The organism is Mesorhizobium sp. WSM4832 (assembly GCF_055811115.1).
The window spans coordinates 1-13,344 of sequence record NZ_JBVVQH010000029.1; the positions used below are offsets into that span (position 1 = coordinate 1).

A 13,344-nucleotide genomic window follows, 5' to 3' on the forward strand; every position below is an offset into this window, starting at 1 on the left:
AAACCCCGCAAACCCTAAAAAACGCCGCGCCCGTTTTTAACCCCCCCCCAACCACGCCGCGCCCGGCCCACCCCGGGGCGCGGGGCCGCCTGTTTAAGGTGACGCGAAAGAGGCGAGAGGCGTGGCTGAGCAGACTTCGACCGCGAATGCATGGCCGGCAGATCCGGCCGACCTGATCCCGCCCAGTCGCAAACGTCTCGGCTGGGGCCTGCTGGCTGTCGCAACGCTCGGTCTGCTGGCGATCATCTTCGTGCAGATCCTCTACAAGACCGAGATGTCCACGGTTGGTTTCTACACCTGGCGTCCGGTGGTCTACGCCTATATTTTATGGGGCGCAGCACTCGGCGCCTGGCAGGTCCTGACGCGCGGCGAGGACGGCCAGCGCGCGTTGTTTCTCTTGCCGGCGCTGCTCTTCACAATCGCCATGGTGATCTTCCCGACGCTGTTCGGCTTCTACATCGCGCTGACCGACTGGAACCTCAGCTCGTTCGCGGGCCGCAAGTTCAACGGCCTCGACAATTTCTGGCAGATGCTGGCCGACCCCTACTACCGCAACGCCCTGATCAACATGGTGCTCTACGTGCTTGCGGTGCTGGTCGAATATGTCATCGCCTTCGGCCTGGCGCTGTTGCTCAACGCGCAGATCCGGGCCCGCAAATTCTTCCGCGTCGTCTTCCTTCTGCCGCTGATGCTGTCACCCGTGGCGGTATCCTGGATGGTCGGCAAATCGCTGATGGAGTACCGGTTCGGCCCCGCCGCGACGCTGGCGCGACATCTCGGCTGGAACAATCCCGCCTTCTTCTCCGATCCGATCACAGCCCGCATCTCGATCATGATGCTCGATGCATGGACGTTCATCCCGTTCATGATGATCATGCTGCTTGCCGGCCTGCAGGCAATGTCGCGCGAAGTGCTGGAAGCCGCCCGCGTCGACGGCGCGACCGCATGGCAGACATTCTGGCAGGTCACCTTTCCGCTGATGCTGCCGGTGTCGGTGACGGCCGTGATCCTGCGCATCATCTTCAAGCTGAAGCTTGCCGACATCATCATCACGCTGACCTCCGGCGGCCCCGGCGGCGCCACCGATTCCGTCTCGAGCTTCATCTACCGCGAATACCGCGACCGCTCGAATGTCGGCTACGGTACCATGCTGGCCATGGCCTATCTGGTCATCATCGTCGTGTTCGTGACCTGGCTGTTGAAGTTCGCCAGTCGCTTCGTTCGCAACGTCAATTGAGCGGCCCCTCATGAGCATCCAGACCACCGACTACACCGTTTCCGAGATCCGCTCGCCGGCGGCCTTCATTACCAGCCGCGTCTTCATCTACGGCGCGCTGGTGTTCTGGGCTTTCGTCTGCCTGTTCCCGATCTACTGGACGATCACCACCTCCTTCAAATCGGCGGTTGACGTCACGCAAGGCCATCTCATCCCCTTCGTCGACTTTACGCCGGACTGGAAGGGCTGGCGCTCGCTTGGGCTGTCGCCGGATTCGATCTCCCAGACATCGACCGTCCGCGACGAGTTCCTCAAGCGCTTCATGAATTCCGTCATCACCTCGGTCGGCGCATCGGGCCTCGCCATCATCATCGGCAGCCTCGCCGCCTATGGCCTCGTTCGCTATCGCTACAAGTTCGCCTGGTTCAAGAACGAGGACATCTCCTTCTTCTTCCTGTCGCAGCTGATCCTGCCGCCGGTCGTGCTGGCACTCCCCTTCCTGGTGCTCTACCGCGAAGTGGCGCTGCTCGACACCCGGATCGGCCTTGTGCTCCTCTACACGCTGATGGTGCTGCCGATCGTCATCTGGATCATGCGCGACCAGTTCAATTCGATCCCGGTCGAACTCGAGGAGGCAGCCCTTGTCGACGGGCTGTCGATCTGGGGCGCCTTCTTCCGCATCGTCATGCCGATCGCGCTGCCCGGCATGGTCGCCGCCTTCATCCTGGCGATGGTGCTGTGCTGGAACGAGTATTTCTTCGCGGCGCTGCTGACCTCGACCGACGCCAAGACCATTCCCGTCATGGTGGCGAGCCAGACCGGTTCGCAAGGCATCAACTGGTGGTCGATGGCGGCCTTGGCCACCGCCGCAATCGCGCCGCTGGCCATCATCGGCATCGCGCTCGAGCGCTATCTGATCATGGGTATGACGGCCGGTTCGGTGAAATAGGGCGGCGCCTTTCCTTCTCCCCTTGCGGGCTCTTTTCCTTCTCCCCTTGCGGGAGAAGGTGGCCGAGCGAAGCTCGGTCGGATGAGGGGTGTTCCAGGGAACGCCAGCCTCTCACTCCGCTGGAACACCCCTCATCCGTCTCGACGCTGCGCGCCGATCCACCTTCTCCCACAAGGGGAGAAGGAAGGGTCGCGCCTACCGAACCAATATCTCCCTGAGGTGATCGAGGATCATGGCGACGCCGATCTTGCCGAGACCCGCCGAGGCTTCCGCTGCGCCTTTGGTGTACCAGCCGGTGTTGTCGGCGAAATGCTTCTCGTCCACCGCCTCAGGGCACAACGCCAGCATCAGCGAAGTCTCGCCGATGCCGGCGTGGTCGAACGGGTACGCGCCGTTCATCGTGGCCGGCATCAGCGGATGCACCTGTACCCAGTTGAAGACATTCTCGCCCTGGGCGTGGCCGGAATAGTAATCGGCCATGGTGTTCGAACCCCACCAGCCTTCGCCACGCTCCTTTTCGAGGAAGCGGAAGATCGCCTGCCGGCCGGCGCTCTTGAAGGCGAGATCGGTCGGCATGCCCGCCGCGAAATTCTCGGTCTGGTGGTGGACGATGGCGTGGATGTTGCGGAATCCGATGCGCAGCAGGCCGTAGAACAATTCCTCCGCGAAGGGCGAAAGCACCGGGCCGCCAACCTGCACCGAGCCGCTGCCTTCCGGTGCCGCTACCGCATAGCTTGCCGCGCCGTAGTAGAAGGGCGGCAGGATGACGATGTCCCTCTCCTTCTCGATCAGCTCCACCGTCTTGATCACCGCTAGCGTGTCCATGCCGACCGCCATGTGCTCACCATGATATTCGAGAACGCCGAGCGGCAGTACGACCGGCCAGTTCTCCTCGATCGCCTTGCGGATCTGGTGCGGCAGCATCAGCTCGTAGCGCATTGCCCTACTCCATATTGGTGTGCCTGGCGCGCATCGCTTCCGGCGTGGCATTGGTCAGGCGTTTAAGCTTTAGCACCATGATTTCGAACAAAAGAAACAGCGCGCCTTCGAACAGCGAGCCCATCGGCAGTACCGAGGTTCTTGCCGCGCCCTGGTCGCTGGCCATCGTCTGCGCCGGAATGAGCAGCGTGAAATCGGCGAGCTTTGCGGCGCTGCTTGCCGGTTCGGCCGTCAAAAGCAACACCTTCGCGCCGGCCTCGCGGGCAACCCGCAAGGTCAGCACGGTGGTGGTTTCGCCCGGCCCTGAACTCGCCAGGAAGACATCTCCCTGCCCGAGCGGCGGCGTGGTCATGTCGCCGACGACCGAGACCGGCAGGCCGAGATGGTAGAGCCGCATGGCAAAGCCCTTCAGCTGCAGCGCCTCGCGGCCGCAGCCATAGACGGCGATCTTGCCTGCGCCGGCAAGCATCTCGCAAGCGGCGTCGATCCGAGCCTCATCCGTGCGCGCCAGCACCGCGCCGAGCTCGTCCAGCGCTGTCGCGAACATCCCGGATCCCGCTTTGGTCATGACGGCTCACCCTGTCTGCCGATGGATCGCCAGGCTCTATGGATTTGGCGGCTCGCCGCCCGCGAAAGGCTTGTTTTTGTTCATGCTACCACCGCGAAAATCGCTGTCCAACGAGCCTCGGCACTTTTGCTGGGCCACGAGCGTGATAGTGTCATGTCAGACAAATCACTCCGGGACATCGTCAGACATGAAGACACGGCATTTCGACCGCATCGGCAATGGCGGCATCACCTTCACCGAGCTCGGTTTCGGCACCGCGCCGCTCGGCAACCTCTACCGCGCCGTCTCCGACCGGGATGCCAATGCCACCTTGGAGGCGGCATGGACGGCCGGTTGCCGCTATTACGATACCGCACCGCTCTACGGCCTCGGCCTGTCGGAAACCCGCCTCAACCCTTTCCTGCGCGGCAGGAAGCGCGACGACTATGTGCTATCGAGCAAGGTCGGCCGCATCATGCGCGTCGCCCCGCCTGACCAGCGCACCGGCATCGGCAAGTTCTTCGACACGCCGTCGCGCCGGGAAGTCTACGACTACAGCTATGACGGCGTCATGCGCTCCTTCGAGGCCTCACTGGAGCGGCTCGGCGTCGACCGCATCGACATCCTCTTCGTCCACGACGTCGACATCTTCACTCATGGCAGCAAGGAAGCCTCGGATGCCCGCATCGAGGAGTTCATGTCGTCCGGCTATTACGGCCTGCTGGCGCTGCGCGACCAGGGCGTGATCAGGGCCTTCGGCGGCGGCATCAACGAGTGGCAGGTCGCCCAGACGCTCGCCGAGCGTGGCGACTTCGACCTTTTCCTGCTCGCCGGACGTTATACGCTGCTCGAGCAGGAAGCGCTTCAATCCTTCCTGCCGCTCTGCCAAAAGCGCGGCATCGGCATCGTGCTGGGCGGTCCCTACAATTCCGGCGTGCTTGCGACCGGACCGAAGCCCGGCGCCTTCTACAATTACAGCGAAGCGCCGAAGGAGGTCCTCGATCGCGTGGCGCGCATCGAGGCCGTCTGCAAGCGCCATGGCGTACGTCTGATCGAGGCGGCGCTGCAGTTCCCGCTGCAGCATCCATCGGTGATGTCGGTGATCCCCGGCGGCCAGCGGCCGGCCGAGGTCGAAAGCAACCGTGCGCTGCTCGACACCAAGATACCGGCGGCGTTGTGGGCGGATTTGAAACAGGAAGGCCTGATGCGCGCCGACGCGCCGACGGCCTGAGCCGCCTGCTATCCACTGCAAAAAAGAAAAGCCGGGCAAGCCCGGCTTTTCTGCTCTTAAAGAAAAAAGGTCTTAGTTGACCGCGTCCTTGAGGCCCTTGCCGGCCGAGAACTTCGGCACGGTGCGTGCCGGAATCTTCACTTCCGCGCCGGTCTGCGGGTTGCGGCCGGTCGAAGCAGCGCGTTTTGACACGGTGAAATTTCCGAAGCCGACAAGCCGGACATCGCCGCCCTTCTTCAGTTCGCCAGTGATCACGGAGAACACCGCATCGACGGCGGACTGCGCATCAGCCTTCGAAATGCTTGCGGAGTCGGCGACGGCGGACACCAGTTCGTTCTTGTTCATAAAAATTCCCTTCCATGAGAAAACCGGAACCTACGACTCATCCGGCAGGAAACGGACTTTAGAAAGAAGCGTTGCGGAACCCAAGCCGAAAACCGCGGAATTCCGGGCTTTTTTCCATTTTTTCGTGGCTTTTTCACATGAAAAAGCCGGGCTGAAGGCCCGGCTCTCTCTTTGTGCGCTGCAATGTTAGCAAGTGCTAATGAGCAAGCGACTTTCCGGCATCGTCGCTGGTGTCGACTGGAGCCGGCACATTGACCGGCTCGACCCACTCGATCGGCTCCGGCATCCTGGTGAGCGCGTGCGCAAGCACCTCGCCGACCCGCGAGACCGGGACGATCTCCATGCCGTTCTTCACATTGTCCGGAATCTCCGCCAGATCCTTGACGTTCTCTTCCGGGATCAGCACCTTCTTGATGCCGCCGCGCAATGCCGCGAGCAGCTTCTCCTTCAGGCCGCCGATCGGCAAGATGCGGCCGCGAAGCGTTATCTCGCCGGTCATCGCCACATCGGCCTTGACCGGGATACCCGTCAGCACCGACACGATGGCCGTTGCCATGGCAGCACCGGCAGACGGGCCATCCTTCGGAGTGGCACCTTCCGGCAAGTGCACGTGGATGTCGCGCTTGTCGAACAGCGGCGGCTCGATGCCGAAGTCGATGGCACGCGAGCGGACATAGGACGCCGCCGCCGAGATCGATTCCTTCATCACGTCGCGCAGATTGCCGGTCACCGTCATGCGGCCCTTGCCGGGCATCATGACGCCTTCGACCGTCAGCAGCTCGCCGCCGACTTCCGTCCAGGCAAGACCCGTGACCACGCCGACCTGATCGTCAGCCTCGATCTGGCCGAAGCGGAAGCGCGGCACACCGAGATAATCGGCGAGGTTGTCCGCCGTGATCTTCACCGTCTTCTTCTTCGTCCGCAGGATCTCGGTCACCGCCTTGCGGCCGAGCTTCATCAGCTCGCGCTCCAGGCTGCGCACACCGGCTTCCCGCGTGTAGGTCTGGATGATGCCGCGGATCGCGTCCTCGCCAACCGAGAATTCGTTCGGCTGCAGGGCGTGGTCGCGGACCACCTTGGGCATAAGGTGCCGCTTGGCGATCTCGATCTTCTCATCCTCGGTGTAGCCGGCGATACGGATGATCTCCATGCGGTCCATCAACGGCGCAGGGATATTCAGCGTGTTCGCCGTCGTCACGAACATCACGCTCGACAGGTCGTATTCGACCTCGAGGTAATGGTCCATGAACGTCGAGTTCTGCTCCGGATCGAGCACCTCGAGCAGGGCCGATGACGGATCGCCGCGGAAGTCCTGACCCATCTTGTCGATCTCGTCGAGCAGGAAGAGCGGGTTGGACTTCTTGGCCTTCTTCATCGACTGGATGACCTTGCCGGGCATCGAGCCGATATAAGTCCGCCTGTGACCGCGGATCTCGGCCTCGTCACGCACGCCGCCGAGCGCCATACGGATGAACTCGCGCCCAGTGGCCTTGGCGATCGACTTGCCGAGCGAGGTCTTGCCGACGCCGGGCGGTCCGACGAGGCACAGGATCGGCCCCTTCAGCTTCTTCTGGCGGCTCTGCACGGCGAGATACTCGACGATGCGCTCCTTGACCTTGTCGAGGCCGAAATGGTCGGTGTCGAGCACGTTCTGGGCAAAGGCCAGGTCCTGCTTGACCTTGGAGTTCTTGCCCCACGGGATCGACAGCAGCCAGTCGAGATAGTTGCGCACCACCGTCGATTCAGCCGACATCGGCGACATCGAACGCAGCTTCTTCAACTCGGCTTCCGCCTTCTCGCGGGCCTCCTTGGAGAGCTTGGTCTTCTTGATGCGCGCCTCGATCTCGGCGGCCTCGTCGCGGCCGTCCTCGCCCTCGCCGAGCTCCTTCTGGATCGCCTTCATCTGCTCGTTGAGGTAGTATTCGCGCTGCGTCTTCTCCATCTGGCGCTTAACGCGCGAACGGATGCGCTTTTCCACCTGGAGCACGGAGATTTCGGCTTCCATGAAGCCCATCGCCTTCTCCAGACGCTCCTTGACGGAAAGCGTGGCGAGCATCTCCTGCTTCTCGGGGATCTTGATGGCGAGATGCGAGGCAACCGTATCGGCGAGCTTGGAATAGTCGTCGATCTGGCTGGCGGCACCTACCACTTCGGGCGAGATCTTCTTGTTCAGCTTGACGTAATTCTCGAAGTCGGTGACGACCGAGCGGGCAAGCGCCTCGATCTCGACCTCTTCCTCTTCCGGCTCGGCGAGCGCCGTGGCGCGGGCTTCATGGAAATCGGCGCGATCGGTGAACGAGACGATCTTGGCGCGCGAGGCGCCCTCGACCAGCACCTTCACGGTGCCGTCGGGAAGCTTCAAAAGCTGCAGCACATTGGCGAGCGTGCCGATGTCGAAAATCGCATCGGGCTCAGGATCGTCGTCGGCTGCATTCATCTGGGTGGCAAGCAGGATCTGCTTTTCCTGACCCATAACCTCTTCCAGCGCCTTGATCGACTTTTCACGGCCCACGAAGAGCGGAACGATCATATGCGGGAACACGACGATATCGCGCAATGGGAGGACTGCGAAAACGCCGTCGCCGGAAGCCTTGGATATCTTGGCCATTGTCCAACCTTTCATGTCGCGGCCGCTTATTTAGCCAACCGCGAATCTTATATTAACGACCGAGCGTCGTTCCGCCTACCACCGTTTGTGACGGGAATTTAACAGCACAGAATTTGGCGCTTCGGCCTTCTGTTGTTAGGTGGATGTGGCCGGGGCAAAGATCAAGAGCTAACACGGTTGCTCGATCCCTTCGATTGCATAACCCACGCCCTCTCACAGCAAAACGGCGCCACGCAGGCGCCGTTCCATGAAAATTGTGGGGTCAATGCCATTTCAGGCGCTGACATTGCCCTTCTTTTCCTTCTGCTCGGAATAGATATAGAGCGGCCGGGCGTTGCCGGACACCACCTCTTCCGAAATCACCACTTCGCGCACGCCTTCCAGCGCCGGAAGCTCGAACATGGTGTCGAGCAGGATCGCTTCCATGATCGAGCGCAGGCCGCGCGCGCCGGTCTTGCGATCTATGGCGCGCTTGGCGATCGCCGACAGTGCGTTCTCGTGGAACGTCAGGTCGACATTCTCCATCTCGAACAGCCGCTGATACTGCTTGACCAGCGCGTTCTTCGGCTCGGTCAGGATCTGGATGAGCGCCGGCTCGTCGAGGTCTTCCAGCGTCGCCAGGACCGGCAGACGACCGACGAATTCCGGGATCAGGCCGAATTTCAACAGATCCTCGGGCTCGACCTGGCGGAACAGGTCGCCGGTGCGGCGATCCTCGGGCGAAGCCACGATCGCGCCGAAGCCGATCGAGGTCTTGCGGCCGCGATCCGAGATGATCTTGTCGAGGCCCGCGAAGGCGCCGCCGCAGATGAACAGGATGTTGGCGGTGTCGACCTGCAGGAATTCCTGCTGCGGATGCTTGCGGCCGCCCTGCGGCGGCACGGAGGCGACCGTGCCTTCCATGATCTTGAGCAGCGCCTGCTGCACGCCCTCGCCCGACACGTCGCGGGTTATCGAGGGATTGTCCGACTTGCGCGAGATCTTGTCGATTTCGTCGATATAGACGATGCCGCGCTGGGCGCGCTCGACATTGTAGTCGGCCGACTGCAGCAGCTTCAGGATGATGTTCTCGACGTCCTCGCCGACATAACCGGCCTCGGTCAGCGTCGTGGCATCGGCCATGGTGAACGGCACGTCGATGATGCGGGCGAGCGTCTGCGCCAGCAGCGTCTTGCCGCAACCGGTCGGGCCGATCAGAAGGATGTTCGACTTCGCCAGCTCGACGTCGTTGTTCTTGCCGGCATGCGCGAGGCGCTTGTAGTGGTTGTGGACGGCGACCGACAGCACGCGCTTGGCGTAAGGCTGGCCGATGACATAGTCGTCGAGGACCTTGAGTATCTCCTGCGGGGTCGGCACGCCCTCGCGCGACTTCACCATCGAGGTCTTGTTCTCCTCGCGGATGATGTCCATGCACAGCTCGACGCATTCGTCGCAGATGAAGACGGTCGGGCCGGCAATCAGCTTGCGGACTTCGTGCTGGCTCTTGCCGCAAAACGAGCAGTAAAGCGTGTTCTTTGAATCACCGCTATTATTGCCGACCTTGCTCATTTTTCTGTCCTTTCACCAACGCCCGCCGGTGGTCTGGCTCGAGTGACGTCTCACCAATCTATCGCGGGAATCCGCCACCGCCAGTGTCCCGGCTCACACAGCGCATTCCGTACGAAACACGAAATCAGAAACGCGGCAATGATTCTCAGCAACCCCACGCAAAGCTAAGCCGTCGAAAATCAACATAGCCTTAACGTAGGCAATCCCAACGCCTGAGGGAACAGCCAAATGTGGCCGAAATGCCGCAAGACACGCCAAAAGCGCGTTATGCCGCCATTTGCCGTCGACCGCCAGGCCTAGGCGGCCGCTGTCTCGACGGGATCTCGGCTGGAGATGACCTTGTCGATCAGGCCGAAATCCTTGGCTTCGTCCGCGGTCATGAAATGGTCGCGGTCGAGCGTCTTCTCGATCTCGTCATAGCTCTTGCCGGTGTGCTTGACATAGACCTCGTTCAAGCGGCGCTTCAGCTTGATGATGTCCTGCGCATGACGTTCGATGTCCGAAGCCTGTCCCTGGAAGCCGCCCGAAGGCTGGTGGACCATGATGCGGGCGTTCGGCGTGGCAAAACGCATATCCTTGTGGCCGGCCGTCAGAAGCAGAGAACCCATCGAGGCGGCCTGGCCGATGCAGAGCGTCGACACGGCCGGCTTGATGAACTGCATGGTGTCGTAGATCGCCATGCCCGAGGTGACGACGCCGCCCGGCGAATTGATATAGAGGTTGATTTCCTTCTTGGGGTTCTCCGCCTCGAGGAACAAAAGCTGTGCACAAACCAGCGTCGCCATCCCGTCCTCGACCGGGCCGGTGATGAAGATGATGCGTTCCTTCAAGAGACGCGAGAAGATGTCATAGGCACGCTCGCCTCGATTGGTCTGCTCGACCACCATCGGAACGAGGTTCATGTAGGTTTCAACGGGGTTCTTCATGGACTACCCTTGTGGAGATGGATTCCGGCACCGTTATATATCAGCAATCGCGCGGAATCGTTCTGGATCGGTTACGACCTAAATAGGATGCCGGCTCACCCTAGCGCAAGGCCGCCTCTCCTAGCCATCTGGTTAACTCGAATCAAGCGCCGCGACCCCGTGAAGCACGGGCGACTTGAATCCGCGACACGGTCTCGCTGCCGGTTGGCCGACCGAAGCCATCCGCAAGGTAGCAATTCCTTAACCGCGCCGCTTAACGAAAAGCCTTGAAATCGCTGTCCGCCCCCGGACCTTCCGCTACAGTCCTGCGTTGTGAAGGCGTCCTTTTTCAACGGGGGAATGTCATGATCCGCAAAAGCTCCGCATCGCTGGCGGCTGTCGCCATGCTTGCCGCCGTCTCTGAAACCGCCGCCGGCGGCCGCGCGCTCGAATGCTATGAGCCGATCCACAGGCCGACGCTCTACGACACCGTCTATGAGGATGTGATGGTGAGCCCCGGCGGACAGGTGGTCGATTACGACGCGCCGATCTACGGCACCTACCAAGGCGTGGAGCAGATCGCGCCGCCGCGCGTCACCTATGAGACCGTCCCGGCGGTCACACGCACGATCTACCACACGATCAAGGTCGACGACGGCGGCTATGCCTGGGAATGGCGCGTCATCCATGGCCGCAAGGTGCTGTGCAAGATATGGCGCAAGGCCCGCTATGCGCGCGTCGCGGAAACGGTCGTTGTCCAGCCGGAGCGTGTCCGGCGCGTGGTTCTGCCGGCGGAATATGAAGGCGTTGCCCACGAAGTGCTGGTGCGGCCGCAGCAGGTACGCATCCGGGAAATTCCGCCCTCATACGCGACAGTGGCGCGCCGGGTCGTGATACGGGAGGGTTCGACAAGCTGGCGACGGGTGCATATCCCGCGTCATTGCCAGGAGTAGAGCAATTCCAGGTGCGAAACGGTTAAGCTCGGCGCCCTCGCCTTAGCCTTCTGTCCGTAATCGCGTCCAACAAAGCCCGGGCCGAATTTCGTCCGGAGGTCGTGGCCGGCGCCGCGCGCGCCGGCCGGATGTGTTGCCGGCTTAGGCCAGATCGATGTCGAGAATGGCCATCGAGAAATTATAGTCGCCGTCGTCCTCGTCCTTGAAGACGATGCCGAGGAACTCGTCGCCGACGTAGACCTCGGCAGAGTCTTCCTTGCGCGGACGCGCCTTGACCTGCAGCTTGGGATTCTGGAAGACGCGTTTGAAATAAGCGTCCAGCTTTCTGATTTCATCAGGCTTCAAAAGTCTTCTCCGAAAATTCGGCCTTATTCGTTGGCGCGCTTCTGACACGCCAACAATGGCCATGTAAAGGCAAGCCGGCACAATTGCCTAGGACAAGCCGACCGGAACCGGGCGGCCGGATTTCGGCTGTCTTCGACGGCGGCGGAGATCAGATGTCGAAGCTGACCACGTGATCCATGCTCTGGGACGGCAGGAGCTGGTCCATCTGCCGCGAAGGCTGGTCGCAACCAGTTTCACCGACGACCCGCGCGGGCACGCCGGCGACCGTCTTGTTATGCGGTACCGGCGACAGCACCACCGAGCCGGCCGCGATCTTCGAGCAATGGCCGATCTCGATATTGCCGAGGATCTTGGCGCCGGCGCCGATCAGCACGCCGCGGCGGATCTTCGGATGACGGTCGCCATTGGCCTTGCCCGTGCCGCCGAGCGTCACCCCATGCAGGATCGACACGTCATCCTCGATGACGGCCGTCTGGCCGACGACCAAGCCTGTCGCGTGGTCGAGGAAGATGCCCTTGCCGATGCGGGCGGCCGGATTGATGTCGGTCTGGAACACCGAGGAGGAGCGGCTCTGCAGATAGAGCGCGAAGTCCCTGCGGCCGTGGTTCCACAACCAGTGCGCCAGCCGGTGCGTCTGGATGGCGTGAAAACCCTTAAAATAGAGAACCGGCATGATGAATCGGTCGCAGGCCGGGTCGCGATCGTAATAGGCCTGGATGTCGACGCGAACCGTCGTGCTCCATTCCGGGTCGTCGTCCAGCATCGCCTTGAAGGTCTGGCGGATGAGGTCGGAACCGATATCCTGATGCGCAAGGCGCTCGGCAAGGCGGTGGATCACCGCCTCTTCCAGGTTCTCCTGGTTGAGGATGGTGGAATAGAGGAAGGCTGCAAGCAGCGGATCGCGGTTCACCGCCTCCATCGCTTCGTCCCGGATCGACCGCCAGATCGGATCGACCGGCTGCACTATGCTGGGGCGGGCAATCGTAATGCTGTTCATCGACGCTCTCCGGCCTTACTCATTCTCCGGCGGCACATATAGGCCAGATCATAGCACGGTTGAACTCAATTTTCCTTATTCCTTTGTCAAATGGACCTGGTTCACGCAAATTCAAGCGACGATGGAAAACGAACCCTTGATCGACGAAGCGCTGAAAAGCGAGCTTGCCGACCTCTATCAGGTCACGGATCGCCATTATCACAACCTGACCCATATCGATGCGATGTTGGCTTTGGCGGCCGAATACCGGCACCTTCTTCACGACCCCGAGGCCGTCGAAGCGGCGATCTGGTTCCACGACGTCGTCTATGACAGCCGGGCCAAGGATAATGAGGCAAGGAGCGCCGCGTTGGCCGGGAAAAGGCTCGCCGGGCGCGCCGATCCCGATCGCCTTGCCCGGATCATGGCGATGATCAACGCCACGGCCACGCACCAGTTGCCACCATTCGAAGACGAGAACGCCGCCGGTGACGCCGCCCTTTTCCTCGACATGGACCTGGCGATCCTTGGCGCCGAGCCGGATGCATTCGACGCGTATGAGAGAGCGGTCCGGCTCGAATATGGCTGGGTCGAGGAACCGATGTGGCGCGCCGGACGGGCGGCGGTTCTGAAAAGCTTCCTGGCCCGGCCGCACATTTTCCACACCGAACCGTTCCGCCGGCGGTCCGAGGCGCGAGCCAGGGAAAATCTGGCCCGGTCGCTGCAAGCCCTGCAGGATCAGCCTCGATAGACCCACACTCCTGTCGGAGGTGCCCCTATGC

At 61.8% G+C, this 13,344-nt stretch carries 13 protein-coding genes; 5 read left to right on the forward strand and 8 right to left on the reverse strand.

What is annotated here, in order from left to right; all coding sequences use genetic code 11:
• Window positions 1-121: 121 nt before the first annotated feature.
• Both AC0L2L_RS30270 and AC0L2L_RS30275 read left to right on the forward strand, forming a co-directional pair.
• Complete coding sequence (locus AC0L2L_RS30270; protein ID WP_473583530.1) at window positions 122-1,237, forward strand: carbohydrate ABC transporter permease; 1,116 nt, start codon at window positions 122-124, stop codon at window positions 1,235-1,237.
• 10 nt (window positions 1,238-1,247) lie between these two features.
• Window positions 1,248-2,165: a carbohydrate ABC transporter permease gene (locus AC0L2L_RS30275; RefSeq protein WP_473583531.1), complete on the forward strand. Its 918-nt coding sequence runs from the start codon at window positions 1,248-1,250 to the stop codon at window positions 2,163-2,165.
• 195 nt (window positions 2,166-2,360) lie between these two features.
• On the opposite strand, the gene AC0L2L_RS30280 is transcribed toward AC0L2L_RS30275, so the two are convergent.
• The gene (locus tag AC0L2L_RS30280; protein WP_473583532.1) at window positions 2,361-3,104 is read right to left on the reverse strand and encodes a creatininase family protein; all 744 of its coding nucleotides are present in this window, start codon (window positions 3,102-3,104) and stop codon (window positions 2,361-2,363) included.
• 4 nt (window positions 3,105-3,108) lie between these two features.
• Window positions 3,109-3,672 (reverse strand): SIS domain-containing protein, encoded by a 564-nt coding sequence (locus AC0L2L_RS30285; RefSeq protein ID WP_473583533.1) that lies wholly within the window; start codon window positions 3,670-3,672, stop codon window positions 3,109-3,111.
• A gap of 187 nt (window positions 3,673-3,859) precedes the next feature.
• On the opposite strand from AC0L2L_RS30285, the gene AC0L2L_RS30290 reads away from it, so the two are divergent.
• The gene (locus AC0L2L_RS30290) at window positions 3,860-4,882 is read left to right on the forward strand and encodes an aldo/keto reductase (RefSeq protein WP_473583534.1); all 1,023 of its coding nucleotides are present in this window, start codon (window positions 3,860-3,862) and stop codon (window positions 4,880-4,882) included.
• Between the two features lie 72 nt (window positions 4,883-4,954).
• Here the strand turns inward: AC0L2L_RS30290 and hupB are convergent, their stop codons facing one another.
• The 4 genes from hupB to clpP form a co-directional block, all read right to left on the reverse strand.
• Window positions 4,955-5,227, reverse strand: coding sequence for a DNA-binding protein HupB (gene hupB, locus AC0L2L_RS30295; protein WP_027166452.1), 273 nt, complete (start codon window positions 5,225-5,227; stop codon window positions 4,955-4,957).
• A gap of 196 nt (window positions 5,228-5,423) precedes the next feature.
• On the reverse strand, window positions 5,424-7,835 hold the full coding sequence (gene lon / locus AC0L2L_RS30300) for an endopeptidase La (RefSeq protein ID WP_473583535.1): 2,412 nt from the start codon (window positions 7,833-7,835) through the stop codon (window positions 5,424-5,426).
• Between the two features lie 273 nt (window positions 7,836-8,108).
• The gene (gene clpX, locus AC0L2L_RS30305; protein ID WP_027166454.1) at window positions 8,109-9,383 is read right to left on the reverse strand and encodes an ATP-dependent Clp protease ATP-binding subunit ClpX; all 1,275 of its coding nucleotides are present in this window, start codon (window positions 9,381-9,383) and stop codon (window positions 8,109-8,111) included.
• Window positions 9,384-9,679: 296 nt separating this feature from the next.
• Window positions 9,680-10,309, reverse strand: coding sequence for an ATP-dependent Clp endopeptidase proteolytic subunit ClpP (gene clpP / locus AC0L2L_RS30310; protein ID WP_027166455.1), 630 nt, complete (start codon window positions 10,307-10,309; stop codon window positions 9,680-9,682).
• 344 nt (window positions 10,310-10,653) lie between these two features.
• Here clpP and AC0L2L_RS30315 point away from each other — a divergent pair, with 344 nt between their 5' ends.
• Window positions 10,654-11,241, forward strand: a complete 588-nt coding sequence (locus AC0L2L_RS30315) for a hypothetical protein (protein WP_473583536.1) — start codon at window positions 10,654-10,656, stop codon at window positions 11,239-11,241.
• A gap of 141 nt (window positions 11,242-11,382) precedes the next feature.
• Here AC0L2L_RS30315 and AC0L2L_RS30320 read toward each other — a convergent pair whose 3' ends face one another.
• Both AC0L2L_RS30320 and cysE read right to left on the reverse strand, forming a co-directional pair.
• On the reverse strand, window positions 11,383-11,586 hold the full coding sequence (locus AC0L2L_RS30320; RefSeq protein WP_027166457.1) for a DUF3126 family protein: 204 nt from the start codon (window positions 11,584-11,586) through the stop codon (window positions 11,383-11,385).
• A gap of 148 nt (window positions 11,587-11,734) precedes the next feature.
• Complete coding sequence (gene cysE, locus AC0L2L_RS30325; RefSeq protein ID WP_473583537.1) at window positions 11,735-12,583, reverse strand: serine O-acetyltransferase; 849 nt, start codon at window positions 12,581-12,583, stop codon at window positions 11,735-11,737.
• 121 nt (window positions 12,584-12,704) lie between these two features.
• On the opposite strand from cysE, the gene AC0L2L_RS30330 reads away from it, so the two are divergent.
• On the forward strand, window positions 12,705-13,313 hold the full coding sequence (locus AC0L2L_RS30330) for an HD domain-containing protein (protein ID WP_473583598.1): 609 nt from the start codon (window positions 12,705-12,707) through the stop codon (window positions 13,311-13,313).
• Window positions 13,314-13,344 lie beyond the last annotated feature (31 nt).

Coding starts and splice junctions, on each gene's coding strand:
- hupB (WP_027166452.1), bottom strand. CDS start 5,227: ATGAACAAGAACGAACTGGTGTCCGCCGTCGCCGACTCCGCAAGCATT.
- AC0L2L_RS30275 (WP_473583531.1), top strand. CDS start 1,248: ATGAGCATCCAGACCACCGACTACACCGTTTCCGAGATCCGCTCGCCG.
- AC0L2L_RS30280 (WP_473583532.1), bottom strand. CDS start 3,104: ATGCGCTACGAGCTGATGCTGCCGCACCAGATCCGCAAGGCGATCGAG.
- AC0L2L_RS30330 (WP_473583598.1), top strand. CDS start 12,705: ATGGAAAACGAACCCTTGATCGACGAAGCGCTGAAAAGCGAGCTTGCC.
- cysE (WP_473583537.1), bottom strand. CDS start 12,583: ATGAACAGCATTACGATTGCCCGCCCCAGCATAGTGCAGCCGGTCGAT.
- clpP (WP_027166455.1), bottom strand. CDS start 10,309: ATGAAGAACCCCGTTGAAACCTACATGAACCTCGTTCCGATGGTGGTC.
- lon (WP_473583535.1), bottom strand. CDS start 7,835: ATGGCCAAGATATCCAAGGCTTCCGGCGACGGCGTTTTCGCAGTCCTC.
- AC0L2L_RS30285 (WP_473583533.1), bottom strand. CDS start 3,672: ATGACCAAAGCGGGATCCGGGATGTTCGCGACAGCGCTGGACGAGCTC.
- clpX (WP_027166454.1), bottom strand. CDS start 9,383: ATGAGCAAGGTCGGCAATAATAGCGGTGATTCAAAGAACACGCTTTAC.
- AC0L2L_RS30290 (WP_473583534.1), top strand. CDS start 3,860: ATGAAGACACGGCATTTCGACCGCATCGGCAATGGCGGCATCACCTTC.
- AC0L2L_RS30315 (WP_473583536.1), top strand. CDS start 10,654: ATGATCCGCAAAAGCTCCGCATCGCTGGCGGCTGTCGCCATGCTTGCC.